Annotated in this window: 25 protein-coding genes; 11 read left to right on the top strand and 14 right to left on the bottom strand. The window is 72.1% G+C overall.

The annotated features are described in order from the left end of the window. Positions 1-63: 63 nt before the first annotated feature. Positions 64-849, bottom strand: coding sequence for an SDR family oxidoreductase (locus tag DEJ17_RS02955; protein WP_110891995.1), 786 nt, complete (start codon positions 847-849; stop codon positions 64-66). A 127-nt stretch (positions 850-976) separates the two neighbouring features. Here DEJ17_RS02955 and DEJ17_RS02950 point away from each other — a divergent pair, with 127 nt between their 5' ends. The 3 genes from DEJ17_RS02950 to DEJ17_RS17950 are packed head-to-tail and all read left to right on the top strand — an operon-like array spanning position 977 to position 2,987. Then, positions 977-1,525 (top strand): hypothetical protein, encoded by a 549-nt coding sequence (locus DEJ17_RS02950; protein WP_110891994.1) that lies wholly within the window; start codon positions 977-979, stop codon positions 1,523-1,525. Beyond that, on the top strand, positions 1,522-2,172 hold the full coding sequence (gene lepB, locus DEJ17_RS02945; protein WP_110891993.1) for a signal peptidase I: 651 nt from the start codon (positions 1,522-1,524) through the stop codon (positions 2,170-2,172). The genes DEJ17_RS02950 and lepB overlap by 4 nt, the downstream gene beginning before the upstream one ends. Continuing rightward, entirely contained in the window at positions 2,169-2,987 is an 819-nt protein-coding gene (locus tag DEJ17_RS17950; protein ID WP_220033602.1) for a helix-turn-helix transcriptional regulator, read from the top strand. The genes lepB and DEJ17_RS17950 overlap by 4 nt, the downstream gene beginning before the upstream one ends. Positions 2,988-3,063: 76 nt before the next feature. Here DEJ17_RS17950 and DEJ17_RS02935 read toward each other — a convergent pair whose 3' ends face one another. Continuing rightward, the gene (locus DEJ17_RS02935; protein ID WP_110891992.1) at positions 3,064-3,381 is read right to left on the bottom strand and encodes a hypothetical protein; all 318 of its coding nucleotides are present in this window, start codon (positions 3,379-3,381) and stop codon (positions 3,064-3,066) included. 107 nt (positions 3,382-3,488) lie between these two features. On the opposite strand from DEJ17_RS02935, the gene DEJ17_RS02930 reads away from it, so the two are divergent. Further along, a complete protein-coding gene (locus DEJ17_RS02930; RefSeq protein WP_110891991.1) occupies positions 3,489-4,703 on the top strand; it encodes a PP2C family protein-serine/threonine phosphatase in 1,215 nt (404 codons plus the stop codon). A 194-nt stretch (positions 4,704-4,897) separates the two neighbouring features. Here the strand turns inward: DEJ17_RS02930 and DEJ17_RS02925 are convergent, their stop codons facing one another. After that, positions 4,898-5,767, bottom strand: a complete 870-nt coding sequence (locus tag DEJ17_RS02925) for a phosphoribosylaminoimidazolesuccinocarboxamide synthase (RefSeq protein WP_110891990.1) — start codon at positions 5,765-5,767, stop codon at positions 4,898-4,900. Further along, positions 5,764-7,032 (bottom strand): phosphoribosylamine--glycine ligase, encoded by a 1,269-nt coding sequence (purD, locus tag DEJ17_RS02920; protein WP_110891989.1) that lies wholly within the window; start codon positions 7,030-7,032, stop codon positions 5,764-5,766. The genes DEJ17_RS02925 and purD overlap by 4 nt, the downstream gene beginning before the upstream one ends. A 57-nt stretch (positions 7,033-7,089) precedes the next feature. On the opposite strand from purD, the gene DEJ17_RS02915 reads away from it, so the two are divergent. Next, the gene (locus DEJ17_RS02915) at positions 7,090-7,461 is read left to right on the top strand and encodes a sterol carrier family protein (RefSeq protein ID WP_071248502.1); all 372 of its coding nucleotides are present in this window, start codon (positions 7,090-7,092) and stop codon (positions 7,459-7,461) included. A gap of 271 nt (positions 7,462-7,732) precedes the next feature. Here the strand turns inward: DEJ17_RS02915 and DEJ17_RS02910 are convergent, their stop codons facing one another. Then, on the bottom strand, positions 7,733-10,321 hold the full coding sequence (locus DEJ17_RS02910) for a LuxR C-terminal-related transcriptional regulator (RefSeq protein ID WP_110891988.1): 2,589 nt from the start codon (positions 10,319-10,321) through the stop codon (positions 7,733-7,735). Between the two features lie 108 nt (positions 10,322-10,429). On the opposite strand from DEJ17_RS02910, the gene DEJ17_RS02905 reads away from it, so the two are divergent. Then, positions 10,430-10,831: a hypothetical protein gene (locus DEJ17_RS02905; RefSeq protein ID WP_110891987.1), complete on the top strand. Its 402-nt coding sequence runs from the start codon at positions 10,430-10,432 to the stop codon at positions 10,829-10,831. Between the two features lie 85 nt (positions 10,832-10,916). On the opposite strand, the gene purF is transcribed toward DEJ17_RS02905, so the two are convergent. Then, entirely contained in the window at positions 10,917-12,374 is a 1,458-nt protein-coding gene (purF, locus tag DEJ17_RS02900) for an amidophosphoribosyltransferase (RefSeq protein WP_027465037.1), read from the bottom strand. Positions 12,375-12,447: 73 nt separating this feature from the next. On the opposite strand from purF, the gene purM reads away from it, so the two are divergent. Beyond that, a complete protein-coding gene (gene purM / locus DEJ17_RS02895) occupies positions 12,448-13,563 on the top strand; it encodes a phosphoribosylformylglycinamidine cyclo-ligase (RefSeq protein WP_110891986.1) in 1,116 nt (371 codons plus the stop codon). Between the two features lie 490 nt (positions 13,564-14,053). On the opposite strand, the gene DEJ17_RS02890 is transcribed toward purM, so the two are convergent. Further along, a complete protein-coding gene (locus DEJ17_RS02890) occupies positions 14,054-14,272 on the bottom strand; it encodes a DUF3073 domain-containing protein (protein ID WP_017886249.1) in 219 nt (72 codons plus the stop codon). A gap of 158 nt (positions 14,273-14,430) precedes the next feature. Here DEJ17_RS02890 and DEJ17_RS02885 point away from each other — a divergent pair, with 158 nt between their 5' ends. Next, on the top strand, positions 14,431-15,573 hold the full coding sequence (locus DEJ17_RS02885; protein ID WP_110891985.1) for an NAD(P)-binding domain-containing protein: 1,143 nt from the start codon (positions 14,431-14,433) through the stop codon (positions 15,571-15,573). Positions 15,574-15,700: 127 nt separating this feature from the next. On the opposite strand, the gene DEJ17_RS02880 is transcribed toward DEJ17_RS02885, so the two are convergent. From DEJ17_RS02880 to DEJ17_RS02865, 4 genes are all read right to left on the bottom strand, one after another. Beyond that, positions 15,701-16,141, bottom strand: coding sequence for a DoxX family protein (locus tag DEJ17_RS02880; RefSeq protein ID WP_110891984.1), 441 nt, complete (start codon positions 16,139-16,141; stop codon positions 15,701-15,703). Positions 16,142-16,250: 109 nt separating this feature from the next. Next, on the bottom strand, positions 16,251-16,526 hold the full coding sequence (locus DEJ17_RS02875; RefSeq protein WP_110891983.1) for a DUF3072 domain-containing protein: 276 nt from the start codon (positions 16,524-16,526) through the stop codon (positions 16,251-16,253). A 116-nt stretch (positions 16,527-16,642) separates the two neighbouring features. After that, the gene (locus DEJ17_RS02870; RefSeq protein WP_110891982.1) at positions 16,643-17,395 is read right to left on the bottom strand and encodes a hypothetical protein; all 753 of its coding nucleotides are present in this window, start codon (positions 17,393-17,395) and stop codon (positions 16,643-16,645) included. 11 nt (positions 17,396-17,406) lie between these two features. Next, positions 17,407-19,632 (bottom strand): APC family permease, encoded by a 2,226-nt coding sequence (locus DEJ17_RS02865; RefSeq protein WP_110891981.1) that lies wholly within the window; start codon positions 19,630-19,632, stop codon positions 17,407-17,409. 130 nt (positions 19,633-19,762) lie between these two features. On the opposite strand from DEJ17_RS02865, the gene DEJ17_RS02860 reads away from it, so the two are divergent. After that, positions 19,763-20,215 (top strand): MerR family transcriptional regulator, encoded by a 453-nt coding sequence (locus DEJ17_RS02860; protein ID WP_110891980.1) that lies wholly within the window; start codon positions 19,763-19,765, stop codon positions 20,213-20,215. A 142-nt stretch (positions 20,216-20,357) separates the two neighbouring features. On the opposite strand, the gene DEJ17_RS02855 is transcribed toward DEJ17_RS02860, so the two are convergent. The 3 genes from DEJ17_RS02855 to DEJ17_RS02845 form a co-directional block, all read right to left on the bottom strand. Next, the gene (locus tag DEJ17_RS02855; protein ID WP_110891979.1) at positions 20,358-20,939 is read right to left on the bottom strand and encodes a PadR family transcriptional regulator; all 582 of its coding nucleotides are present in this window, start codon (positions 20,937-20,939) and stop codon (positions 20,358-20,360) included. Beyond that, on the bottom strand, positions 20,936-21,802 hold the full coding sequence (locus DEJ17_RS02850; RefSeq protein ID WP_110891978.1) for a DUF4097 family beta strand repeat-containing protein: 867 nt from the start codon (positions 21,800-21,802) through the stop codon (positions 20,936-20,938). The genes DEJ17_RS02855 and DEJ17_RS02850 overlap by 4 nt, the downstream gene beginning before the upstream one ends. 145 nt (positions 21,803-21,947) lie before the next feature. Continuing rightward, positions 21,948-22,652 (bottom strand): YitT family protein, encoded by a 705-nt coding sequence (locus DEJ17_RS02845; RefSeq protein WP_110891977.1) that lies wholly within the window; start codon positions 22,650-22,652, stop codon positions 21,948-21,950. A 61-nt stretch (positions 22,653-22,713) separates the two neighbouring features. Between DEJ17_RS02845 and DEJ17_RS02840 the strand changes: the two genes are divergently transcribed. Together DEJ17_RS02840 and DEJ17_RS02835 are read left to right on the top strand one after the other, a co-directional pair. Next, complete coding sequence (locus DEJ17_RS02840; RefSeq protein WP_181421011.1) at positions 22,714-24,165, top strand: PLP-dependent aminotransferase family protein; 1,452 nt, start codon at positions 22,714-22,716, stop codon at positions 24,163-24,165. A gap of 123 nt (positions 24,166-24,288) precedes the next feature. Beyond that, positions 24,289-24,963 (top strand): DUF6518 family protein, encoded by a 675-nt coding sequence (locus DEJ17_RS02835; RefSeq protein ID WP_110891975.1) that lies wholly within the window; start codon positions 24,289-24,291, stop codon positions 24,961-24,963. Positions 24,964-25,084: the final 121 nt, after the last annotated feature.

The raw sequence follows: 25,084 nt of genomic DNA, 5'->3' as shown, positions 1-25,084 counted from the left end.
AGTGTGCGCTCGATTGATTGACGCGTCAACAAAATCCGATGACGCGTCAACCAAGCCGGTGCATCAGGCGCTGTTCGAGATCCCACCGTCGGACGTCAGCAGCTGACCGTTCACCCAGGCCCCCTGCTCCGAGCAGAGGAACCCGACGAGTGCAGCGGTGTCCGAGGGGCGTCCGAGCCGACCGAGCGGGGTGCCCTCGACCGCCCAGCCCTTGACCTCGTCGGACATCCAGCCGGTGTCGTTCGGCCCCGGGTTCACCACGTTGGCGCTGACGCCGAGGCTTCCGAGCTCCTTCGCGGCGCCGAACACGATCCGGTCGAGCGCCCCCTTCGACGCCCCGTACGGCAGGTTGTACGCGATGTGGTCGCTCGTCAGGGCGACGACCCGGCGGCGGTGGCGCGGTGCGGCGTCGCCGGCCCGCTCGAGCGCGGCCGCGTAGGACTGCACCAGCAGGAACGGTGCGCGGGCGTTCACCGCGAAGTGGCGGTCCCACGACTCGACCGTGGTGGTGCGGAGGTCGGAGTCGACGGACTCGCAGTGCGACATGACGAGCGCGGTGACGGGAGCGCCGGCTTCCGTCTCGGCGCGGCCGACGAGTGCGGCCGCCTGCTCCGGGTCCTCCAGGTCGACCGGGAGGCGCGTCACACGTGCTCCCGCCGCCTCGCACTCCTGCACCACCGACTCGACACCGTCCGGGTCCGCCCCGCCGCTCACGCGGTCGTCGTAGGGGCCCCACCACGAGATGGCGAGGTCCCAGCCGTCGGTCGCGAGCCGGGTGGCGAGCGCGGCGCCGATGCCGGCTCTGCGGCCGACCCCGGTCACCAGGGCGAGGGGTCGTGCGGACGTCATGCGGGCCTCCTGTCCGGCGCTCCGTCGCGCCGATCGGCACCCAGTCTGCCGGAAGCGGCCACCTGTGTGGCCATCGCACCCGGTGTCCTGTCGGCGGACGGCCGTCGGCAGGGGCCAAGATGGAGGGATGCCACGAACACGACGGCCCGGTCGTCCGGACCCCCGCGACCTGCCGCTCGAGCACGTGCGTGACCGGATGTCGTCGTACATCTACGGGAACATCACGGTGCTCGCCGTCGCCATCGCGGTCGACCCGGAACAGATCCACCACGGTGCCGCGGTGGCGACCGTGCTGGCGACCGCCGTCCTGACGTACCTGGCGCACGTGCTCGCGCACCTGGTCGCGCACGGGCTCGGCGACGACGGCGAGGACGGTGCCGAGGACCGCGCTGCGCGCCGGGACTCCGTCGCGACGATCGTCCGGAACGCCAACCCGATCGCGACCTCCGGGCTCATCCCGGCGGTGCTCTACGCGGCGGCCTGGATCGGCTGGCTGCCGGCCGAGTGGGCGCAGATCGCAGCCACCGTGATCCTGGTCGTGCGCATCGGGCTGGTGGGCGTGTTCATGCAGCGGTTCAGCGGCAAGCAGCCGACGTTCCTCGGGCTGTGGGGCGGGATCGTGCTGGCCGCGGTGGCGTTCGTGATCGGTCTCGTCAAGGTGGTGCTGACGCATTGAGTGACACCGACGCGCACGCCGGACCCGATGCTGGACCCGACGCCGAGACCGAACCGAAGCGCGGCGGCGGGCTGCGGTTCCTGCGCGACCTCGTCATCATCGTGGTGGTGGCGCTCCTGGCCTCCTTCCTGGTGAAGGCGTACCTGGTCCGCTCGTTCTACATCCCCTCGGCGTCGATGCAGAACACCCTGCTCATCGGCGACCGGGTGCTCGTCAACGAGCTCGTGCCCGGGGCCGTGCCGCTGCAGCGCGGCGACGTCGTCGTGTTCCAGGACCCGGGCGGCTGGCTCGGGATGGGCCAGGGCGACGACCTGATCAAGCGGGTGATCGGCCTGCCGGGCGACACCGTGTCGTGCTGTGACGCCCGGGGTCGCCTGTCGGTGAACGGACACGCGGTGGACGAGCCCTACGTCGTGCTCGAGCCCGGGTCCGACCGGGTCGCCGGCGCCGACTTCGACATCACGGTGCCGAAGGGACGGATCTGGGTGATGGGCGACAACCGGTACGACTCGGCCGACTCGCGGGTGCACGGCACCGTGCCCGTCGACGACGTCGTGGGTCGCGCCTTCGTGACGACGTGGCCGATCTCGCGGTGGTCGGTGCTGTCCCGGTACGGCGACGAGTGGGACCGGGTCCCGACGCCGTGACCGCTGACGACCAGGGCCCCGGCTACGAGACCGGCGGGGACGACGACCTGTCCATCCACCGGATCGCGACACCGGGCAAGCGGTCCGGCACGATCGGACCCCGCCCGGACCACGTCGTGTTCTGGCTCGCCGACGGCCGCGCCAGCCTGACCTCCGACGACGGCGAGCGCTGGGAGGTCGGTGCCGAGCACCCGATGATGCTCTCCGCCCCGGTGGCGTACGGCTTCGAGACGGATGCGACCGCCACGACGCTCCTGCACCTGTCGCCGTCGCTGCTCGGCGACACGGGGGAGACCTCGGTGTTCCGGCAGCCGGGCGCCGCCGACCCCGCGGTCGAGCCGTTGCGGGCGCTGCTGCGCGAGGTCGCCGGGCGGGTCCTCGACCCGTCGTTGCCCGCGGCGGACCGCGCCGCGCTGAACCGTCGGATCGCGACCGTGGTGCTGTCGACATTCACCCGGTCGCGTTCGGACGTGGCGGACCGGATGCGGCGCGCCATCGGGTTCGTGCACGACAACGCCGACCGCGACGTGACGGTGGCGGACGTCGCTGCTGCCTGCGACCTGAGCGAGCGCGGCCTGCAGGACCTGTTCCGCCGTCGCCTCGGCGTCACGCCCATGCAGTACCTGCGCGAGGTGCGCCTCGACCGGGTGCACCTGGAGCTGGGGCGACCGGGCGTGCGGGTGCTCCTGGTCAGCGAGGTCGCTCGGCGGTGGCGGTTCGGCCACCTCGGTCGGTTCGCGCGGCACTACCGCGAGCGGTTCGGGGAGCAGCCGCACGAGACCATCGCACGGAGCGGCACACGCGGATCACGGTAGTCCTCGCCTTCGCTGTGCTTCCGGCCATCCTGCTCGGCGGGTGAACCGCGCGTCGAGCACCCGGTCCCGGGCGGGGTCAGCAGCCCGTCGTCGTCAGGGTGACCGTCGCGACCGTGGCGTCCGACACCTTGGTCGTCTGCGGACACAGGTCACCGGCTCGGACCGCGACCTGGCCGAGCGGGACGCCCGCGAAGTCGGCCGTGCCGCCCGGGAACACCCGCTGGTGCTCGGAGAGCTTGCCCGTCGACGCGAAGACCTTGACCTCGTAGGGGTGGTCGGCGGCGTTCGACGACACCGTGACCGAGACCCGGCCCGTGGAGTCGTGGGCACCGCAGCCGGCGAGGGCCATGAGCGCGGCCACGCCGATGACGGTTGCGGGGACGACTCGGAGCACGACGACCAGGGTACGCCGACGCGGAGCCGCTCCCGCGCGCTCCCGTCGTTCCTGCGCCCTCCGGACTGGGGACAGGCACTGTCCGTTCAGCGCGTTACCGTGGGAGCATGCAGCCGGAAACCGCGATGTCAGTGCCCGCGCCGACCGGGGCCGATGCGGTCCGGCGAGCCGCTCTGATCGCGGCACTCGACGTGGTCGACGGCGGGGTCGAGGAACGGTTCGAACGGATCACCCGGATCGCCCGTGAGGCCCTCGGGGTCTCCGGCTCGTTCCTCAACCTGGCGGGCGAGACCACGCTGACGATCAAGTCGCAGCAGAGCGACGCCGCCTTCGATCCGGTCATCCCGCTGCAGGACACGTTCTGCGGACGGAGCCTGGGTGAGCAGGGCCCCGTGGTCGTCGCCGATGCCCGACTGGACGACCGGTACGCGGACCTGCCGATGGTGCTCGATGACCCGAACATCCGGTTCTACGCCGGTGTCGGGCTCCGCGCCGGCGACGACGACCTGAAGATCGGCACCCTCTGCCTGATCGACCCCGAGCCACGCACCCTCGACGCCGACGAGCTCGAACTGCTGCACGAACTCGGCATCTGGGCGGAGCGCGAGCTGCTCGCCGGTGCCGACGAGGACCGGCTGCGCACAGTGCTCAACGGCCTGCAGCCGGCTGCCGTGCAGGTGCCCGGGTACCGGATCACGGGGGTGTCGATCCCGCACGGGCTCGTCTCCGGTGACTTCCACGACTGGCACCGCTCCGGCGAGGACTCGATCCACCTGACCGTGTCGGACGTCATGGGCAAGGGCATGTCCGCCGGGCTCCTCGCGGCGAACATCCGCGGTGGGCTGCTCGCCCGCGGTGACCAGGACCCGAGCGTCGCGGTCGCCGAACTCGAGGCGCAGGTCGCCCCCGAGCTCAGCCGTGCCGAGTCCTTCGCGACGATGTTCCACGGGCGACTGACCCCGTCCACCGGGCGCCTCGACTTCGCCGACGCCGGCCACGGGCTCGTGCTGCAGCTCCGCGACGACGGTGCCGAGCGCATCCTGCGGTCATCGGACCTGCCGATCGGGCTGCACCCCGCAGGGATGCCCCGCGCGGCCGGGTCGCTCGTGCTCCGACCCGGCGACGTGCTCATCGTCGTGACCGACGGCGCGCTCGAGCTCTGGGACTCCACGCTCGCGTCGCTGTCGGAGCTCGGGTCGCTCTACCGGGAGTCCTCGGACGTCGAGACGTTCCTGCAGCGGGTGCGTGCCCGCGTCGTCGAGCACGACCCGGGCGACGACCTGACCGTCGTCGTCGTGGCGCGGGACGCCGTCGCCGCCTGAGCGGTCACGAACCGTCGCCGGCAGACGCGCGGCGAGCGGTCACGACATGTCGTGCGCGGGGTGTCGGGTGGTCGTGAACCGTCGGCTGGCGGTGGCTCGGGCGACGGTTCGTGACCGGTCGCCGGACCTGAGCGGGGTGTCGTGACCGTTCGCCAGGCGACGGGAAACCACGCAGGCAGCCGCGCAGCCAGGCCTCAGGCGCCGAGGCGCTCGATCAGCTCGGCGTAGCGCGCGGCAGTGCGCTCGACGATCTCGTCCGGCAGCACCGGCGGCGTGCCCTGGCGATCCCAGTGCGCGCTGAGCCAGTCCCGCACGATCTGCTTGTCGAACGAGTCGGTGCGGTCGGCGGACCGGGCGTCCCAGTAGCGGCTGGAGTCGCTCGTCAGCACCTCGTCCGCGATGCGGATCCGGCCGGTGGCGTCCTGCCCGAACTCGAACTTGGTGTCCGCGATGACGACGTCCCGCTCGAGGGCGATGGCCGCGGCCTCGGTGTAGACGTGCAGCGAGAGCGCACGCAGGGTGGCGGCGGTCTCGGCACCCACCAGGTCGACGGTCTGCTCGTAGGAGATGTTCTCGTCGTGCTCGCCCTGGGCTGCCTTGTACGCCGGGGTGTAGATCGGCTCGGGCAGACGGTCGCCGTTCGACAGCCCGGCGGGGAGCGCGACACCGCACACGCTGCCGGACTCCTGGTACTCGGCCCAGCCGCTGCCGACCAGGTACCCACGCACCACGCACTCGACGGGGAACATCGTGAGCGGCATGACGTGCATCGACCGAGCCTCGACCTCGGCGGGCACCGGGGTGCCACCGGAGGACGGGCCGATGATGTGGTTGGGGACGTCGCTCAGCTGGGTGAACCAGAAGCGGGACAGGCGGGTCAGCAGCTCGCCCTTGCCCGGGATCGGCGGCTCGAGTGCGAAGTCGTACGCGCTGACCCGGTCCGAGGCGACGAGCAGCAGCTCGGACGCGCTCGCCAGGTCGGCGGTGCCCTCGGGCACGTAGAGTTCGCGGACCTTGCCGGACGAGACGTGCCGCCAGCCGGCGATCGGCGCGGGGGCGGTCACCGGGCGACCTTCGCGGCGATGTCGGTGCGGAACTGCGCGCCGTCGAGGGTGATGTCGCCGAGCCCGGCGTAGGCACGCTCGCGGGCCTGGGCGAAGTCGGACCCCGTCGCCACGACGCTGAGCACCCGGCCACCCGTGGCGACGAGCGTGTCGTCGAGGACGCCGGTCGCGGCGTGCGCGACGGAGACGCCGTCGCGCGCGTTCGCGTCGTCGATGCCGGTGATCGGTCGGCCGGTCTGCGGATTCTCCGGGTAGCCCTCGCTCGCCAGGACGACGGTCACGGCGACCTCGTCGCGGAACACGGGAGCGGGGACGGCGCCGAGCTGCCCGGTGGCGGCGGCGAGCAGGAGTTCGCTGAGCGGGGTCGCCAGGCGGGGGAGCACCACCTGCGTCTCCGGGTCACCGAAGCGCGCGTTGAACTCGATCACGCGGACGCCCTGCTCGGTGACGATGAGGCCGCAGTACAGGAGACCGACGAACGGTGTGCCCTCGTGCTCGAGGCGGCGGACGGTCGGCAGTGCGACGAGGTCGGTGACCTCGTCGACGAAGGCCTGCTCGGACGGCCAGCGGTCGGCGAGCCACGGCAGCGGCGAGTACGCACCCATGCCGCCGGTGTTCGGACCGAGGTCGCCGTCGGCCAGACGCTTGTAGTCCTGCGCGGGGCTGAGTGCACGGACGTCGTGCCCGTCGCTCAGGAAGAACAACGAGACCTCTTCGCCGTCGAGGAACTCCTCGACCACGACGTGGCCGTGCTGGAGCCAGTAGGTCGCGTGGTCGATGGCGGCCTGGCGGTCGTCCGTCACGAGCACGCCCTTGCCGGCGGCGAGCCCGTCGGCCTTGACCACGTACGGTGCGCCGAGCTCGTCGATCGCTGCGACGGCTTCTTCGGCGGTGCCGGCGTAGACCGGACGACCGGTGGGCACGCCGGCCTCGCCCATGATCCGCTTGGCGAACGCCTTCGAGCCCTCGAGCTGTGCGGCGGCCTTGCCCGGGCCGAACACCGGGATGCCCCGCGTCCGCACCGGGTCGGCGACGCCGGCGATGAGCGGCGCCTCGGGGCCGACGACGACCAGTTCGACGTCGTTCTCGATCGCGTACTCGGCAACGAGCGCACCGTTGGTCGGGTCGAGCGACACGGTCTCGACGTCGGCCGCGATGCCGGCGTTGCCGGGCGCTGCCGTGATGACGTGACCCGCATGCTCAGCGAGGAGGGCCGTGATGATCGCGTGCTCGCGGGCACCGGAACCGAGGACGAGGATTCGCACCCGATCACCCTACCCAGCCCGGCTCGCCGCCCGCGATGCGAGGGCTAGCCTGTGGAGATGCCACCCAGGAGGATCGAGGACGCCGACGGACGCGCGGCACTGGCTGCGGTGCGTCGTGGGGAGACGGCTCGACCGGCCGTCGCGACCGCGGTGCGGTGGACCCTGCAGTGCCTGGCGGACGAGGTACCGGGCAACAGCGTCGAGGTGCGGGTCCCGCCGTTCGCCGCCGTGCAGGCCGTCCCCGGACCCCGGCACACCCGTGGGACGCCGCCGAACGTGGTCGAGACCGATGCCACCACGTGGTTGGCGCTCGCGTCGGGCGAGCTGACCTGGGCAGAGGCGGTCGCGCAGTCGCGCGTCAGCGCCTCGGGATCGCGCGCCGACCTGACGGCGTTCCTGCCGGTCCGACTCCCCGCCCCCGGCGCCTGAGCCAGCCGCGTCGGGGACACCGGGGGAGGAGTCCCGCGCGAATTAGGTAGTGCCTACCGATGCGCCCGCATCGACCGGGTTCCTAAGCTTGAAGTCGCCGGGATTCGGACCCGACCCGAACGGGTCCGAACCCGGCGACAGGGACCAAGGTACGCGATGTTCCACACAACGTGTCAACCGCGGCGGCGTGTTGTGCTGCAATCCGCAACGTTCTTGCGTGCGCGACAGCCGATGCCGAACGCCGAGCAGCGTGCACCGCGGTCCGATCCGCTCAGAGCAGTTCGCTGAGCTCCGACCGCGCGTGCAGGTCCCACTTCGCGAAGACCCGGGACAGGTGCGCGTCGATCGTCCGCGTCGAGAGCCCGAGGGACTCCGCGATCCGTCGGTTGCTCAGCCCCTGGGCGGCGAGCTCGGCGACCTCGTACTCGCGCTTCGTCAGCGGCGGTTTCGAGCGCCCTGCGGCCACCGAGACGCCGTGCGCCGCGAGCACGCCCTGCGCCGCGATCACCCGGGTCCGATCGTCGGCGCGCACGGCATCGGCGTACTCGACGACTGCGGCGGCGAGCGGGCCGTCGACGCGGGTCGCGGCTTCGCGCATCCGGTCGAGCGAGGAGGCCGAGTCGCGCCCCTGCAGCATGGCGACCGCGTGGTGCAGGGCGTACCCGTACATGACGTGCGTCCACGAGCCGTTGGCCGTGCTGCGCTCGATGATCTCGTCGGCGTGCTGCAGCCCGGCCGGGTTGCCGAGCACGGCTTCGGTCCACGCGATCGTCACGGCGACCTGCTCTCCGGTGATCCGCATCGCCCGCTGCGGGGTGGTCCGGGCCCGCTCGAGCGCGCGCGAGGCTTCTTCGGGGTGCCCGCCGTAGGCGTGTGCCAGGGCCAGACGCGCCCAGGGGTACGCCGCGAACCCGCCGTGGTCGGCGATGTCGTACCGCTCGCACGCGGCCGAGAACGCGGCGACGGCGTCGTCCCAGCGACGCTGCGCGAGCGCCAGGTTGCCCTGGCCGATGAGCTCGAGTGTGAAGTCGTACTTCAGGTACGGGCTGGACCGGCCTGCCGGCACCTCGATGATCAGGTCGTCCAGGTCGCCGCGCCACATCTGCACCTGGTGCAGGACGGAGGAGTTCTCACCGACGCTCCAGGGGGCCGCCTCGACGTGCGCCAACGCGGTGGCCAGGGCGCGGCGACCGAGCGCGGACGCGTCGTCCAGCCGGCCGGCGGTCGCCAGCGCCATCACGGCACAGGGTGCGACGGCGAGGAACGACATCGGCATCGTCGGGGCGTGCACGATGCCGCTGCGTTCGATCTCCGCCCGGACCTCGGCGAAGTCGCCGGCCCAGCCCAGGTGCGCCATCCGCAGCAGTCGCAGACGCTCGACGGCCTCGTCGGACACCACCAGGCGCGTGGCCGCGTCGGTCAGGGCGACCGCGGCCGCGACGTCGTCATCGTGGAACTGGCGGATGTTCGCCAGGGTCTCGCACGCTTCGGTGACCGCTTCGTCGGTGACGTCGCCGACGTGCCGCTTGGCCACACCCCAGGCCGCTTCGGCGTCGGCGCGGCCGGCTTCACGGCCGTCCGAGTACGAGTACGCCAGTGAGCGGAGGCAGTGCGCGGTGACCTGCTCGGTGGGTGTGAGCGTCGTGCGGAGCGCTGCCGAGGCCAGGGCGATCCCGCTCTCGTGCTCCTGCAGCCGCACGGCGACCTGCGCCGCGTCGAGCAGCTGGTCGACCGACGGCAGGACCCCGCACTCGAGCGACCACAGTGCGGCGCGCAGGCGTGCGGCGGGCGGTGCGCCCTCGGGCCGGTCCGCGCGGAAGGCGTTGGCACGGGCGAACAACGCCGTGCGTCGAGCCACCGGCACGAGGGTCCGGATGACCTCGCCGACGAGCGGGTGCGACGGCCGGACGACCGCGGCGCCGTCCTCGAGCGAGTCGATCCGGACCAGGCCGAGCGCGACGACCCGGTCGACGTCCCCGCCGGTGACCAGGCCGAGCAGGCGGGCGAGCGGGATCGGGTCGGCGAGGGCGACGATGTCGACGACGTCGCGCAGGTCCTCCGGCAGCGACCCGAGCTCCGTGCGGTACATGTCGGCGAGGCTGTCCGACGCGGTCACCCGCCCGCGCCAGTACCACCCGGTCGCCGTGTGGTCGAGCGCGCCGGAGACCCGGGCAGCACGGACCACCTCGCGCAGGTACAGCGGGTTGCCGGCGGTGGCCCGGTGCACGCGCTCGGCCGAGGCGTTCTCGAGCGGCGAGCCCAGCGCCTCGGCCACGAGCGCCGCGGTCTCGTGCAGCGCGAGGGGCTGGAGGTCGATGCGTTCCAGCAGGTCGTCCTGCCACAGTGCGCGGAGCGGCTCGGGGAGGTCCGTGAAGTCACGGCAGGTCAGGACGAGCCGGGCGCCCTGCCGTCGGACCAACCAGGCGACGTACCGCGCGGAGATCCCGTCGAGGTGGTCGGCGTCGTCGACCCGGAGCAGGACGTCGCGGTCGACGAGGTCCTCGATCGCCCGGAAGCGCTGCTCGGCACCGGTGTCGTCGGACAGCTCGGAGATGGACGCCGGCAGGTCGCCGAAGCGCTCGGCGACGGCGCCGAAGGGCATCGACCGGCTCGCGGCGACCGCCGTGATCGGGACGACCACCGTGCGGCCGGTGCCGTCGCGACCGGCGACGCGGTCGGTGACCCGGGCCGCGGCGGTGCTCTTGCCGAGGCCGGGGGCCCCGACGATCGCGACGCTCCAGCGGTGCTCGGCGACGACGGCGACGGCCCGGTCCTCCTCGACGCGCTGTGCGACGGGCCAGGCGACGCGGGCGGGGGAGGACGGCCGGCGACGGCGGGCGGGTGCCGTGCGTTCACGCATCCGACACACCTCCTCCGCTTGGGATACCGACCAGTAGCGACCATCCTCTCCCGGATCGGTCGCCGGGCACAGGCCGCGGGACGTCCCACAGTGGGGGACAATGGACGGGTGAGCAACACCGATCAACCCGACGAGCAGCCGCTCCCCACGCCGGCCCCGGCTCCCAGCGCGGTCGCAAGCCCCGACGAGGTCACCATCCGCCGTGCACCGAAGTTCGGCGTGTTCATCGTCGGCGGTGCCGTGCTCGGGTTCCTCGCGACCCTCGTCGTGGTCGCCCTCACCATGAACCTCGGCGGCCAGCGGGACCAGACCAGCTTCGGCAGCCTGGTCGGCTACTTCAGCCTGTGGGGCGTCACGATCGGCGCCTTCGTCGGTGCGGTCGTCGCCGTCGTGTTCGACCGGGTCTACGCCCGGCGGTCGGCCCGCCTGACGGCGGAGCGCGTCGAGGTCGAACTGCCCCCCGAGACCGTCGACGGTGAGCTCGACGAGCACGGTGACCAGCGGCCGTAGCCGCCCCCGTTCTTCGCACTGGAGGCCCGTTGCCGGCTGGCAACGGGCCTCCCGTCCGTCTGGTGGTCGCGATCGCGACCCCCACTCAACTGAGCTGGTTCGCCTCGACCCAGGACAGGTACTCCGGGCTCACGGTGCCCGTGACGTACTCGCCCGTGAAGCAGCTCATCTCGAGGTCGGTCACGTCGGAGCCCTCGATGATGGCGTCCCGCATGTCCCCGACCTCCTGGTAGATCAGGTGGTCGCTGCCGAGCACGCGGTTGATCTCCGGGATCTTCCGGTCGTGCGCGATGAGCTCGGCGCGCGTCGGCATGTTGATGCCGTAGACGTGCGGGAACCGGACAGGGGGAGCGGCGCTCGTGAACGTGACCTCGTTCGCGCCGGCAGCCCGGGCCATCTCGACGATCTCGCGGCTCGTGGTGCCGCGGACGATCGAGTCGTCGACGATCAGGATGTTCTTGCCCTTGAACTCGGACGACATCGCGTTGAGCTTCTGGCGCACCGAACGCTTGCGCTCCGCCTGCCCCGGCATGATGAAGGTCCGGCCGACGTAGCGGTTCTTGTAGAAGCCCTCGCGGTACTCGATGCCGAGCTTCCGGGCGACCTGCATGGCCGCCGGACGGCTCGAGTCCGGGATCGGCATGACCACGTCGATGTCACCGGTCGGCGCGTACTGCTCGATGGTGTCGGCGAGACGGTTGCCGAGGCGAAGACGCGCGTCGTAGACCGAGATGCCGTTCATCACCGAGTCCGGACGTGCCAGGTAGACGTACTCGAACGAGCACGGCACCAGGCGCGGGTTCTTCGCGCACTGGCGGGCGTGCATCTGACCGTTCATCTCGATGAAGACGGCCTCGCCCGGGGCGATGTCGCGGACGATCTCGTAGCCGCCGGACTCGAGCACGAGCGACTCGCTCGCCACGACCCACTCCGGCTGCCCGGCCTCGTCGAACTTGTGGCCGAGGATCAGCGGGCGGATGCCGAACGGGTCACGGAAGGCCAGCAGCCCGTGGCCGGCGATGGTCGCGATCGTGGCGTAGGAGCCCTCGACCCGCTCGTGCACGCGCTCGACGGCGTCGAAGACCTGGCCCGGGTCGAGGTTCGCGCCACGGACCTGGCCCTGCAGTTCGTGCGCCAGCACGTTCACCAGGAGCTCGGTGTCGCTCGTCGTGTTCAGGTGCCGACGATCGATGTCGAACAGCTCACGCGTGAGTTCCCGCGTGTTGGTGAGGTTGCCGTTGTGGACGAGGACGATGCCGTACGGCGCGTTCACGTAGAACGGCTGGGCTTCTTCTTCGTTCGTGGCGGCGCCCTTGGTGGCGTAGCGGACGTGTCCGAGACCCATGGTGCCGAGGAGGGCACGCATGTCCCGGGTCCGGAACGCCTCTCGCACGTGGCCGCGGGTCTTGTGCATGTGGTGCACGTGACCCTCGACCGTGGCGATGCCCGTCGAGTCCTGCCCGCGGTGCTGCAGGAGGAGCAGTGCGTCGTAGATGGATTGGTTGGCGGGGCCCTGCGCAACAAGGCCGACGATGCCGCACATTCGCGGGTGTGCTCCAGACCGTAGAATCGGGGGGTACCGAACAAGTCTGCCATGTCACCGCGAAGGACTCCGCATGCCCAACCCGTACGCCGAAGCCGGAGTGGACACCGCTGCCGGTGACCTGGCCGTCGAACTGATGAAGTCCGCGGTCGCGGCCACCCACAACGCCTCGGTCCTCGGTGGCGTCGGCGGGTTCGCCGGGCTCTACGACGTCTCGTTCCTGAAGGAGTTCTCACACCCGTTGCTCGCGACCTCGACCGACGGCGTCGGCACCAAGGTCGCCATCGCGCAGGCGATCGACAAGCACGACACCATCGGGCAGGACCTGGTCGGGATGGTCGTCGACGACATCGTCGTGGTCGGCGCGAAGCCGCTGTTCATGACCGACTACATCGCGTGCGGTCGTGTGGTGCCGGGCCGGATCGCCGACATCGTCGCCGGCATCGCCCGTGGCTGCTCGGAGACCGGCACCGCCCTGGTCGGTGGCGAGACCGCCGAGCACCCGGGGCTGCTCGGCCCGGACGACTACGACGTGGCCGGTGCGGCGACCGGTGTCGTCGAGGCCGACGCGCAGCTCGGCGCGCACCTGGTGCAGGACGGCGACGTGGTCCTGGCGATCGAGTCGTCCGGCCTGCACTCGAACGGGTACTCGCTCGTGCGGCACGTCCTGGCCTCACGGGGCGTCGGGTTCACGGACCAGCTGCCGGAGCTGAGCGGCACCGGGTTCGGCGGCGCGGTCTCCGTCGGCGAAGCCCTGCTCGAGCCGACCCGCCTGTACACCGCACCGCTCCTGGCGCTCCTCGAGCAGCACCCGGGCGCAGTGCACTCGCTCTCGCACGTGACCGGTGGTGGCATCGCCGCGAACCTGGCGCGCGTGCTGCCCGTCGGCTCCTGGGTCGAGGTCGACCGTTCGACCTGGCAGCCCCTCCCCGTCTTCCGGGTCCTGGCCGACATGGCCGGCACCCCGATCGAGGACACCGAGGGAACCTGGAACCTCGGCATCGGCATGTTCGCCGTCGTCTCGGCCGGGGCTGCCACCGAGGTCATCGCGTCGCTCGGCGCCGCCGGCATGCCCACGTGGCCCGTCGGCACGATCGCGACGTCCGCGCGTGACCTGACCGGGTTCGAGCAGGGCGCCAAGGGCGTCGACGGCGGAGCCGTCCGGCTCGTCGGGAGCTACGCGGGCTGACCGGCTCGGCCGGCTCCTCCGGATCTGCCGGCTCCTCCGCGCCGTTGTGCGTGCGGTGAGTGGTCGCGAACCGTCGTCTGCCCGGCCTGCAACCGACAGTTCGTGACCACTCGGCATCATGCACGCGGTGAGCCGTGACCACTCGAACTCGGGACTCGGGCGCAGTAACGGGCGTGGTACCGGGGCGTGTGGCGAGTGCGGGCTGGCCCGTGCCGCCGGCGCGGATGTGCCGGGACTCGCCGTGGTGCGTGCGGTGAGTGGTCACGGACCGTCGCCTGGCGGGCCCGCATCCGACAGTTCGTGACCGCACGGCGTCATGCGCGCGGGGAGTCTTGACCGCTCGAGGCCGGGACCCGAGCGCGCTGCGACGTGCCCTGGCGGACCCAATGGGTGCCTTGGCACGCCCTGCGGGTGTCCGGGTGTGCCCTGTGTCCGCGCACGCGGAAACGCCGCGCGGCCCGAGGGCTGCGCGGCGTGACTACGAGAGAAGTCAGGCGGACTTGTTCTGGTCTGCCTGGGTCTCGAACTCGTCTTCGTCCTCCGCCGGTTCCGGACCGTACTGGTCCGCCCAACGGTCGACGTAGTTCTCGTCGGAGTGTTGTCCGGCGGAGAGCTCCTGCTCGAGCGCACCGTAGTTCGTCTGCGGGCTGAAGTACTTCAGCTCACGGGCGACCTTGGTGTGCTTCGCCTTCTGACGGCCGCGCCCCATGCGTGACCCCCTCGTTCGGCTCTGGTCCGGTCCTGGCGAATGACGGAAGATCACTCGGGGAACCAGACGGTTCGTGGTTTGAAATCTGCCGATCACTCTACCATGTACCTCGATCTGGACGTCGCGCGACGGCTGGCCCGCACAGCAGAATCGAAGTGATGACGGAACCCCTCGAGACCCTGGCCGACCAGCACGCCCGCGTGGTGGTGATCGGTGCGGGGCAGGCGGGGCTCTCGGTGGGATACCACCTGCGTCGCCTGGGGCTCGTCCCCGGGAGTGACCTGGTGATCCTCGACCGCGCGCCGAGCACCGGGGGTGCATGGCAGTTCCGGTGGGAGGCACTGCGGCTCGGGGCGGCGCACCGGGTGCACGACCTGCCCGGCATGCGCGCGATGAGCCTGGAGTTCGACGACGCCGACCGGTCGCGGCCCGCGCGTGACGTCGTCGGGGAGTACTACCGTCGCTTCGAGCAGCACTACGACCTGCGGGTCCGGCGCCCGGTCGCGGTGACGTCCGTCTCGCGCAGCGACGGCGACGGCGGCGTGGCGGGCGACGCCCCGGCGGACGGCGGCCTGTGCGTCACCACCCGGAGCGCCGACGGCACCGTCACGCGTGTCCGGGCAGACATCGTGGTGAACGCGTCCGGTACGTGGGGCACCCCGTTCGTACCGTGGTACCCGGGACGTGACGTGTTCCGCGGCCGCCAGGTCGACACGACCGAGTACCGCAGCGCCACCGAGTTCGCCCGCCAGGACGTCGTGGTGGTCGGTGGGACGAGCGCGATCGGGTTCCTGCTCGAGCTCGACGGCGTCGCCCGCTCGACGCGGTGGTTCACCCGGCGCCCGATGGTCTGGGCCGGGACCGCGTCGCTCGACGTCGAGTCGGCGGTGGCGGCCGTCGACGAGCAGGACCGTGCCGCCCGCGCCGGCGAGGTCCTGCCGAGCATCGTCAGCGGAACCGGGGTCCCGGTCTCGCGGCGGATCAGGGCGGGCATCGACCGTGGCGTCCTGCGCGACGAGCCGATGTTCACCCGGATGGACGAGACCGGCGTGGTGACCGCGGACGGCACCCACGTGCACGCAGACGCCGTGCTCTGGGCGACGGGGTTCCGGGCCGATCTGCGGCACCTCGCCCCGTTGCACCTGCGGACCGCGGCCGGCGGCGTGGTGGTCGAGGACGGACGGTCGGCGGAGGAGCCGCGGTTGTTCCTCGCCGGCTACGGCCCCCAGGCGTCGACCATCGGCGCGAACCGGGCCGGACGGCGCATCGCCCGCCAGGTCATGGACGCACTGGCGGGCTGAACGGCCGCGCGGCCCCTCGCACGGTGCGAGCGGCCGCGTGAGCGGTGCGAGTTCCCGTTCCCGGCGCGGCCCTCGTGAGCTCGCAGGGGCGACGGAACCTCGCACCGGTCGGACCGGGACGCGCGGCTCAGGCGGGCAGCGGCTCCTCGACACCACGACGACGCCGCGACGACCGGAGGAACAGGGCGTCGACCGAGAACCGCCCGGGGCCGGTCAGCGACACGGCGAGCGAGGCCACCGCGAGCACGAGCACGAACTCGAACCCGCCGTCCTGCGAGTAGAAGCCGGCGGTGCTGTGGGCCAGGAACCCGGCGACCACCATGTCGACGGCCAGCAGCACGCCGATGACACGGGTGGCGACGCCGAGCACGAGCAGGATGCCACCGACGAACTCGAGGCCGGCGACCAGGGGTGCTGCGACCTCGGCGAGGGGAACGCCCATGCCGGAGAAGCCCTGCGCCACCTCGGGGAGGCCCTGCGCGAACTTCTGGGCGCCGTGGGCGATGAACACCACCCCGAGGACAATGCGGAGCGCGGCCAGGCCGATGGAGGTCGATGTCGTTCGCATGGCCACGAAGGTAGCCGGTGACGCGTCATCGATCGTCCTCGAACAGGGGAATGACCGCGCTTCGCCAGAGCATGCCCAGACAACGGTCCGCCGAAGGGCGGACTGCTTCTCAGGAACCGGCGCCGCGGCCGGTCTGCTGCTGGAGGCGGTCGATGTGCTCCGACGCCTGCGCCTTGGTGAGGTCGGCGGGGAGTTCCTCGCCGGCTTCACGGGCCAGGGTGTCGAGGTAGCTGCGCTGCGGTCCGGTCATCGGCTCGTCGCCGGTCACCCACTGCTCGGGGTCCTTGCTCGCGTCGGTGGAGGGGTCGGGTCGGGGGCCGCCGAGGGTCTCGCCCTGGATCGGTGCGTCCGGGGTCTGCTGCTGGTCGCGGTCTGCGTCACTCATGTCCGCGACGGTACGCCGCACCCCCGTCACGGCACGCAGCAGCGGCGTCCCCCGACACGGCGCACAGCGGGACGCGGCGCACCCGGAGACGGCACGCAGCCGCACCCCGGCACGGCTCAGACCGCGGTGGCGGCGTACCGCACCAGGTCGGGCCCGACGGCACTCGTGGCGATCGGCACGACACGGTCGTCGCGGCGGATCCAGATGGTCGCCGCACGCTCGTCGATCCGGTCGACCTCGTGCAGTTCGCCGTCGAGCAGCACCGACGCCGTGACCCGGACGCGGCCGCTCGCCGGACGCGGCGGCACCCCCACCACGTCGTCGTACGCCGGGTGCTCGCCGGGCTGCAGGAACGGTGACACCGGTGCGGTCACGACCGCGAGCCCCTCGTCGACCGTGGTCACCGCCACCAGGCGGACGGCCTGGTCGGTCGGCAACGGCACGTCGACGACGGGTTCGTCGGTGGGGCCTGCCAGTGCGCGGAAGGCGGGCCGACCGTCGGGGGCGAGGTGGGCCTCCAGGCCGTCGATCCGGACGCGACCTCGCCCGCGGGAGTCGGCGTACAGGCCGGGCTCGATGCCGGACTGCCGGGCCTCGAGCCGGGTGAGGACGACGCGGTCGGGGCGGTACCAGTCGCGGAGCGCGGCGGGGTCCACCCACCCGACGCTCGGGACGCCGCGGGAGAGCGCGGCGGACTCGTCGGCGGCGCGCTCGTCGAGCGCGCCGAGCGGGTGCTCGCCGCGCACGGCGACGAGCCCTTCGAGCGGGCTGCCGGCCGGCGGCTCGTGGTCGAGCACCTCGACGCGCTTCGAGACCTTGCCGCCGTGTCCGTCGAACGTGGCGAACGTCCGCAGGTCACTGATGGTCATGGGGCCACATGCTACGACTCGTCGGCTCCCCGTCGCGGAGGCGAGGGGACGAGGGCGTGGATCTCGCCGGTGCAGAGTGCGGGGTCGACGCCTTCCGCGGGGCCGGCCGGACGGGTCGCGCGGCGCGGCTGGATGCTGTTGCGCTCGGCGGACCGGAGCAGGCGGTCGTCGGTCGCGGCCTCGGCCGGCGACCCGGGCTGCGCGGGGCGGCGGAGCGGGGGCCGGACGGGCTCGCCACGGCGATCCTGGCCGGGCAGGGGGCGGGAGCGGCGGCCGTACAGCAGCTCGGACGAGTCGAGCAGCCACGGCACCAGGGCAACGGTGACGCCGTGCACGAGCAGCAGCTTCTTGCGGATGCGGCGGCCGCGGTGGTTGTGGAGCAGGCTCTCCCACCAGTGCCCGACGATGAAGATCGGGGTGTACACGGTGACGACCTCGGAGCCGTGCTCGGCCCGATGCGCCTTGATGTACTTGATCAGCGGCATGGAGATGTCGCGGTAGGGGCTCGGCACGATCGTCAGGGGCACCTGGATGCCGTACTCCGCCCACTGGTCGCGCAGACGCTGGGACTCGGCGTCGTCGATCGCGACGTGCACCGCCTCGATGCTCGCGTGCTCCGCGGCGACGGCGTAGTCGAGCGCCTTGAGCACGGGCTTCTGCAGCTTGTTCACCAGGACGATCGCGTGGTCGCCGGTGGCACCGAACTTCGTCTCGACGTCGGCCTCGATCTCGTGCGAGACGTCGCGGTAGTAGCGGTTCACGCCGAGCATGAGCACGTACAGCACCGGCATGATCAGGAAGACCAGCCAGGCGCCGTGGGTGAACTTCGTGATCGTGACGATGACGAGCACCACGAGGGTGAAGGTCGCGCCGATCGCGTTGATCGTGCGGGAGCGGACGACCTGCCCGCGGTTCACGGCAGGGTCACCCGCGGGCACCGTCCCGTCCCGGTCTGCTCGCAGCAGCCGCGTCCAGTGCACGACCATGCCCGTCTGGCCGAGCGTGAACGACACGAACACGCCGATGATGTAGAGCTGGATGAGGCTCGTGACGTTCGCCCGGTAGACCACGAGCAGCGCCGCGGCGACGAGCGCGAGGACGATGACGCCGTTCGAGTAGATGAGCCGGTCACCGCGGGTCGACAGCGCCTTCGGGGCGTACGAGTCGCGCGCCAGGATCGAGCCGAGCAGCGGGAACCCGTTGAAGGCCGTGTTCGCGGCGAGGAGCAGGACCGCGGCCGTCGTCGCCTGGATCACGAAGAACAGCACGGAGTTGTTGCCGAACGTCGCGGCCGCGATCTGCGCGATGAGCGAGCGCTGCGGTGTGGTGGCACAGTTCGCGAAGCCCTGCAGGTCGCAGGCGCGCTCGGCGTAGTGCACGTGCGACACGAGCGCCAGGGTGATGAGCCCGATGAACAGGACGATCGCGATGCCGCCCATCGCGACCAGGGTGGCCTGCGCGTTCTTGATCTTCGGCCGGCGGAACGCCTGCACGCCGTTCGCGATGGCCTCGACGCCGGTCAGGGCCGAGCAGCCCGAGGCGAAGGCGCGGAGGAGCAGCAGGATGAACGCCGCCTGCGTGGTGTGCTCCACGTTCTGCACGGTGTACGCAGCAGACTCGGCGACCGGGGCGTTGCCGGCGGCGACCCGGACGAGCCCGGTGACGACCATCACGAAGACGCTCGCCACGAACAGGTAGGTCGGGATCGCGAAGGCCTTGCTCGACTCCCGCACACCGCGCAGGTTGGCGGCGGCGAGCAGCACGACGAACAGCAGGGCGAGCTCGACGCGGAAGTGGTCGAGCATCGGGAGTGCCGAGATGATGTTGTCGACACCGGAGGCGACCGACACCGCCACCGTCATCACGTAGTCGACGAGCAGCGCGCTCGCGACGACCAGCCCGGCCTTCTCGCCGAGGTTCCGGTGCGCCACCTCGTAGTCGCCACCGCCGGACGGGTACGCCTTGATGAGCTGCCGGTACGAGGCCACGACCACCACGAGCAGCAGCACGACGAGCGCGGCGACCCACGGAGCGAACGTCAGGAAGGCCATGCCGCCGAGCAGCAGGATCATCAGGAGTTCCTGCGGCGCGTACGCGACAGAGGACAGCGGGTCACTCGCGAAGATCGGCAGGGCCAGGTGCTTCGGGAGGAGCTGTCCTTCGAGCTTCTCAGAGGGGAGGGGATCCCCGATCAGTCGTGCTTTCAACGACCGGATCTCGTTCGTCACGAGCGGCAAACCTACTCAGTTCCGGGCGCGAGTCAACACGGTTCGCCTGCCGCATATTCCCGGGTGCCCACGGGCGCTCCACCCTGGGTGCCGCCAACCCCTTGTAGTTGACGCAGCGTCAAGCAATACAGTCGCCAGCATGAGCGCATCGACAGGCCCGGACGACCCAGCTGCGAAAGCTCCCCACGTCATCACCGAGGTGGCGCGTTCCGCCGGCGTCTCGAGTCGGACCCTGCGGCACTACGAGGCCGTGGGACTGCTGCCGGCCACCGCCGTCGGGGTGGGCGGCCTCCGGCGCTACGACGACCGCGCCCTTGTCCGGCTGCAGCGCATCCTGCTGCTGCGCGGGCTCGGACTCGGGCTGCACGACATCGCGCGACGGCTCGACGACGAGGGTGACGACGTCGTGGCGCTCACGGCGCACCTGACGTGGCTGGAGCACGAACGGGACCGGCTGGCCCGGCAGCTCGCGGCGGTGCGCACCACCGTGGCGCACGTCGAGCACGGGGAACCCCTGATGGCGGGCGAGGCGTTCGCCGGCTTCGCGTCGACGCGGCTGTCGGCTGCCGATCCGCCGAGTGCGGGGCGCTGAGGAACCAGGTTCCGGACACCGCACCGCGGGTCTGCACGGTGCTGTGTCCGGAACCTGGTTCCGGGGGCGGTCCCGGTTCCGCAGGCGGTCCCGGTGACGGCCGGGAGGCCCGTGGTCGCGACCGCCTGTCGGCCGCCGGCCGTCAGAGCGACTTGCGTAGGGCCTCCAGGCCGTCACGCAGCCGCGTCACGGTGTCCGCACCGAGCGTGCCGCGGGTCGCCCGTCGTTGCAGGTCCGCGCGCACCTGCTGCCGGAACGACGACAGTGCCATCTCGAGCTCGCGCAGGGCGCGGGCGCTGTCCGACGGAACGGACACGGGCTCCTCGGCGGAACCGGTCGCCGGGCTCTCGGCGGCGGCGGCCAGGTCGGCACGGAGCGAGCGCATGGCCTCGCCGACCGAGGCGCGCACGCCGTCGGCCAACGACTTCACCGAGTCGCTCACGCCGGACTCGACCGTGGCGATCTCGTCGGCACGCGCCGCGAGCTCGGCACGGCCGGCGTCCGTGATCGCGTAGACGGTCTTGCGGCCGTCGGCGGTCTTGGTGACCAGGCCGTCGTCCTCGAGCTTGGCGAGTCGGGGGTAGACGGTGCCGGCGCTCGGCACGTAGGTGCCGCCGAAGCGGTCGCCGAGAGCCTGGATGAGCTCGTAGCCGTGCATCGGGTGGTCGGCGAGCAGGACGAGCAGGTAGAGGCGCAGGTGGCCGTGGGCGAAGACGGGGCTCATTCGGGCACCTCGCTCTCGTTCGTCGGGGCGGCGGTCGGCGGTGTCGTCGGCGGTGTCGGTTCGCTGGTCGGCGGGGCGTGCAGCACCGCGATGTCCCCGGAGACCGAGTTGACCTTGAGGTCCAGCCACTGGCCGGACAGCTCGCCGCCCTGCTTGACGTACGAGCCGCGCACACCGCGGATCTCGGCGTCGTCGAACTGCAACTTGCCGGTCGCGGTGTTCACGGTGCACTTGTAGGCGACGCCGTCTGCCAGGCGGACGCTCACCGACCCGGACACCGTGTTGACGCGGGCGGACTCGGGGACCCCGTGCAGGTCGAGCACGACGTCGGCTGAGACGCCGTCGGCCTGGAACCGCGGGATCTCGCCGGTGGCCACGACGTCGCCGGAGACGGTGTGCACCGCGAGCGCGCCGTCGAGGTCGCGGATCGTGGTGGCACCCGAGACGGCGTTGACCGTGACGTCTCCCGCGACGCCGTCGACGACCAGGTCACCGGACACCGTGTTGAGCGTTGCGCCACGGTTCGTGCCGGACAGCAGCGCACCGGCCGAGACGACGCCGAGCGTGATGCCGGCGTCGCGGGGGACCAGGATGCTGACGTCGGCGTGGGCCTTGCCGCGGAAGGACTTCAGGAACCCGATGGGGTCGTCCCACCGGACCTGGGGGTGGTCGACGGTGAGGGTGTCACCGTCGACCTCGATGAGCATCTGCTTGCCCGACACGCTGTGGATCTCGACCCGGGCCGTGGGTTCGTCGTGCGCGACGACGTCCACCTGCCCGCCGACGAGGCCGACGCGCACGGTGCGCACGATGCCGGTGTCGATGACCTTGGGCTCGTCGACGAGCCACTTCTCCTGCGCCATGTTGCCTCCTGGAACTCGCGATGTATCGCGTCTGTGGCGGTCACGCTATATCGCGTTCGTCCCAGCCGCAAGGGGTCGCATGCGATCGCCGGGCGATCGTGAGCGGGAATGGTCGGGTCGGGGCCGTGGACCCGACCGTTCCTGCTCACGAAGCGGGCGTGGCGGGGGTGGGGCGAGCCTCCAGGGCGGGTGCGGCGGTGGGTGCTGCGACGGCGGGTGCTGCGACGCCGGGCGCTGCGGCCGTGCGCTCAGGGCTCCACGGGAACCGGCGGAAGTGCGGCATGAGCGGCTGGACCATCGGGCCGATCGCGAACGCCGCGATGACGGTGCCGGCACCGACGTCCCCGCCGAGCACCCAGCCGACGATCACCACGGTGACCTCGACCAGGGTCCGTGCGAGCCAGATCGGCCAGCCGAGCCGCTGGTGCAATCCGACCATCAGGCCGTCCCGTGCCCCGGTGCCGAACCCCGCACCGATGTAGAACGCCGTCGCGATCGCGAGCAGCACGAGTCCCGCGGCGAACAGCCCGATCCGGGCGACGATCCCCGACGGCTCCGGCATCAGCCAGAGCACCAGGTCGGCACTCGGCCCGATCGCCAGGGCGTTCAGCAGCGTCCCGATGCCCGGCTTCTGGCGCAACGGGATCCACAGCAGCAGGATGACGCCGCTCGAGACGACCGTGATGACGCCGAACGACCACGGCACGACGTTCTCGAGTCCCTGGGTCAGCACGGTCCACGAGCTCACGCCGACCACCGCTCGGACCTGGAGTGCGGTCGAGGCGCCGTAGAGGAACAGTCCGACGAAGAGCTGGACGAAGCGCAGGGTGAGGGCGGTGCGGCGGGGCATGTGGCCATCGTCCCGGCAGATTGGCCTGCTGGTCGAGAGCCAATCGCGCTACCGTGGACCCGTGCCCCCTGTCCTGATCAGTGCCCGCGCCGCGTCCCACCTGCTGACCGACTGGCGCGCGAGCACCGACGCTCCGGCCTACGAGGCGCTCGCCGATGCCCTCCGGGTCCTCGTCATCGACGGACGGGTCGCCCAGGGTGTCCGGCTGCCGGCCGAGCGCGGGCTGGCCGCAGCCCTCGGTGTCTCACGCACCACCGTCGCCAACGCCTACGCCCGCCTGCGCACCGACGGGTTCCTGGTGTCCGTCCGTGGCTCCGGCAGCGTGGTCCACCTGCCCCGTGACCTGGTCGGCCGGCCCGACCCCGAACGCCTGGGCGGGGTCGTCGAAGGGGACCTCCTCGACCTGCGCAAGGCGGCCCTGCACGCGGCCCCCGGCATCGACGAGGCGGTCGAGCGGGCGGTCCGGCACGTGCCCGCCGCGCTCGCCGGGATCGGCTACGACACCGTCGGCGACCCCGGCCTCCGCGCCGCGATCGCAGCGCGCTACACCGAGCGCGGACTGCCGACGGAGCCCGCCCAGGTCATCGTCACGATCGGCGCGCAACACGCGATCGCCCTGCTCGCGCGCGTGCTCGTCCGCCGTGGCGACGCCGTGCTCGTCGAGTCCCCGACCTACCCGCACGCGCACGAGGCCTTCCGCGAGGCCGGCGGCCGCCTGGTCGGCGTCCCCGTCGATGCGCGGACGGGGTGGGACGCCGCCGCGCTCGAGACGACGCTGCGTCGCACCGCGCCCTCCGTCGCGTACGTCATGCCCGAGCTCCACAACCCGACCGGTGCGACCATGTCCGCATCGACCCGCCAGCTCCTGCTGTCGGTCGCGTCCTCGGTCGGCACGACCGTCATCGCCGACGAGACGATGGGGGAGCTCCGGATCGACGGTTCGCCGTCGCCGCCGTTGGCAGCGGCCGACCCGTCGGGGGCGTCGGTCGTGATGATCGGTTCCGCCGCCAAGGTCTTCTGGGGCGGGCTGCGGATCGGATGGATCCGTGCCGACCCGGCGCTGCTGCAGCGGCTGCTGCTCGCCCGCCCGACGGGCGACCTCGGCACCCCCGTGCTCGACCAGCTGGTCGTGCGCGAGCTGGTCCCGCGCACGGCGGCCGTCCTGGAGGCGCGGCGTGCGTCCCTGCGCGAAGGTCGCGACGCGGTCGTGGGGGCGCTCCGAGCGCGGCTCCCGGAGTGGGACGTCCCGGCGCCGGCGGGCGGGTTGACGACGTGGGTGGGGCTCGGCCGGCCGGTGTCGAGCGCGCTCGTGCTCGCCGCGCGGGCCGAGGGCGTGGTGCTGGCCTCGGGCGGGGTGTTCGGGCCGGACGGTGGGTTCGAACGGTTCCTGCGGGTGCCGTTCACGATGGCCCCGGGTGATCGGGGACGGTTGGTCGACGTGCTGTCGCGGTCGTGGGAACGGGTGGGCGGCGAGACGACCGGCGTGCGGGGGTCGTTGGCGGCAGTGGTCTGAGACGTCGTGCGGGCTCGGTGTCATCGGCCAGGGCTCGGTGTCATCCTCCGGGGTGAGGTCCGGTCGGGTGTTCTCGCTCCTCGGGGTGATGCGGCACCGGTGGGGTGCGGCGAGGCTGGAGCCATGAACGCGACCCTGTCCGCCGGAGCCCGCTCCGCTGTGCCGACGCCCGTCGATCCGCCCGCGGCGGTCCCCGCCGTGGTGCGGGTCACCATCGCGCTGAGCGGGGCGTTCCTGGCGGGCGTCCTGACCTCGTTCGGGCAGTCCGTGCCCGCTCTCGCCTCCGTGTCGAACTCGGCCGGACCGTGGTTCCTCGTCGCCGCGCTGCTGTGCCTGGTGGCGGGAGTACGAGGGGGCCGGGTCGCCCTGCCGCTGGCGATGGTGCTCGGCGTCGTGCTCCTCGAGCTCATGCACGTCGGGTACTGGGCCGCGACGGTGCTGCGCGGGTTCCCGGACGTCCTGTCGATCACCAACCCGTGGGTGCTGCTCGGGGTGCCGGCCGGGCTGCTCGCCGGGGCGGTCGCCGTGGCGGTGCGGTCCCACGATGCCCGGTGGCGGGCGGGGGCCCTCGGTGTCACCGCGGCGGTGCTCGTCGGCGAGGGCATCCGTGGCCTGCTGCAGGTCGCTGCGACGACGGGGAGCGCCACCTGGGTCGTGGAGATCGTGGTCGGCGTGCTGTTGCTCGGAATCGGGGTCGTCGGCGCCCGCTCGGCGATCGGACGCGTGGTGGCGCTCGGCACGGGGGTGGTCGGGACCGTCGCGGTCCTCGGGGCGTACCTGTTCCTCGGCGGGTTCTGATCCCACGGTCCTGATCGTCCGGCCCTGATCGGTCCTGATCGTCCGGTCCTGATCGGTCGTGATCGTCCGGTCCTGATCCGACGGCGGGTTCTGGCCCGCAGCCGAACGTTCGTCGGTCGCT

This window comes from Curtobacterium sp. MCSS17_011 (assembly GCF_003224275.1).
Classification (GTDB): domain Bacteria; phylum Actinomycetota; class Actinomycetes; order Actinomycetales; family Microbacteriaceae; genus Curtobacterium.
The sequence above is the reverse complement of the archived record's forward strand: the minus strand, read 5'-3'. Positions and strand labels throughout refer to the sequence as shown.

Coding starts and splice junctions, on each gene's coding strand:
- DEJ17_RS02955 (WP_110891995.1), bottom strand. CDS start 849: ATGACGTCCGCACGACCCCTCGCCCTGGTGACCGGGGTCGGCCGCAGA.
- DEJ17_RS02950 (WP_110891994.1), top strand. CDS start 977: ATGCCACGAACACGACGGCCCGGTCGTCCGGACCCCCGCGACCTGCCG.
- DEJ17_RS02930 (WP_110891991.1), top strand. CDS start 3,489: ATGCAGCCGGAAACCGCGATGTCAGTGCCCGCGCCGACCGGGGCCGAT.
- DEJ17_RS02915 (WP_071248502.1), top strand. CDS start 7,090: ATGCCACCCAGGAGGATCGAGGACGCCGACGGACGCGCGGCACTGGCT.
- DEJ17_RS02910 (WP_110891988.1), bottom strand. CDS start 10,321: ATGCGTGAACGCACGGCACCCGCCCGCCGTCGCCGGCCGTCCTCCCCC.
- purF (WP_027465037.1), bottom strand. CDS start 12,374: ATGTGCGGCATCGTCGGCCTTGTTGCGCAGGGCCCCGCCAACCAATCC.
- purM (WP_110891986.1), top strand. CDS start 12,448: ATGCCCAACCCGTACGCCGAAGCCGGAGTGGACACCGCTGCCGGTGAC.
- DEJ17_RS02890 (WP_017886249.1), bottom strand. CDS start 14,272: ATGGGGCGCGGCCGTCAGAAGGCGAAGCACACCAAGGTCGCCCGTGAG.
- DEJ17_RS02885 (WP_110891985.1), top strand. CDS start 14,431: ATGACGGAACCCCTCGAGACCCTGGCCGACCAGCACGCCCGCGTGGTG.
- DEJ17_RS02880 (WP_110891984.1), bottom strand. CDS start 16,141: ATGCGAACGACATCGACCTCCATCGGCCTGGCCGCGCTCCGCATTGTC.
- DEJ17_RS02875 (WP_110891983.1), bottom strand. CDS start 16,526: ATGAGTGACGCAGACCGCGACCAGCAGCAGACCCCGGACGCACCGATC.
- DEJ17_RS02870 (WP_110891982.1), bottom strand. CDS start 17,395: ATGACCATCAGTGACCTGCGGACGTTCGCCACGTTCGACGGACACGGC.
- DEJ17_RS02860 (WP_110891980.1), top strand. CDS start 19,763: ATGAGCGCATCGACAGGCCCGGACGACCCAGCTGCGAAAGCTCCCCAC.
- DEJ17_RS02855 (WP_110891979.1), bottom strand. CDS start 20,939: ATGAGCCCCGTCTTCGCCCACGGCCACCTGCGCCTCTACCTGCTCGTC.
- DEJ17_RS02850 (WP_110891978.1), bottom strand. CDS start 21,802: ATGGCGCAGGAGAAGTGGCTCGTCGACGAGCCCAAGGTCATCGACACC.
- DEJ17_RS02845 (WP_110891977.1), bottom strand. CDS start 22,652: ATGCCCCGCCGCACCGCCCTCACCCTGCGCTTCGTCCAGCTCTTCGTC.
- DEJ17_RS02835 (WP_110891975.1), top strand. CDS start 24,289: ATGAACGCGACCCTGTCCGCCGGAGCCCGCTCCGCTGTGCCGACGCCC.